1 pseudogene is annotated in these 382 nt (G+C 50.3%); it reads left to right on the top strand.

Going from position 1 to position 382, the window contains the following annotated elements:
- A pseudogene (locus B3180_RS06730) lies at window positions 1–382 on the top strand (TIGR03545 family protein); the annotation flags it as partial.

The raw sequence follows: 382 nt of genomic DNA, 5'->3' as shown, positions 1-382 counted from the left end.
ACTTGATGTCGACTGGCAGAACATAACGCATCAGCACAATTTACTGGGACAACCCACAACCTACCAGGCCAGAGCAGACAATAGCGATTTGTGGAGCGCATTTAACCTTAATGGTGAGATGTCGTTGACCGACTTGGGCATAGACGCAAGGCAGCAATGGCAGTTGAAAGGCGCTCAATTACAAAACCTGGGCCTTAGTGACAGCAGTGAGCTGAGTGCTCGTGTTTTGTCTTCTTTGCTGGATAGCGACGGAACGGTACTGGTTCGTGAGAATAAGCTTGATGGCAAAGCCATGGTCCGGATGTTGAACCTTGACCTGGAAGCCGAGGGCAGTAGCAAACTGACATCAGCTATTGCCGGTGCTTTGAAACAGCTGCAACGG

Source organism: Idiomarina sp. UBA4206, assembly GCF_002383015.1.
In the GTDB taxonomy this organism is placed as follows: domain Bacteria; phylum Pseudomonadota; class Gammaproteobacteria; order Enterobacterales; family Alteromonadaceae; genus Idiomarina; species Idiomarina abyssalis.
This window is presented reverse-complemented; position numbering and strand designations above follow the sequence as displayed.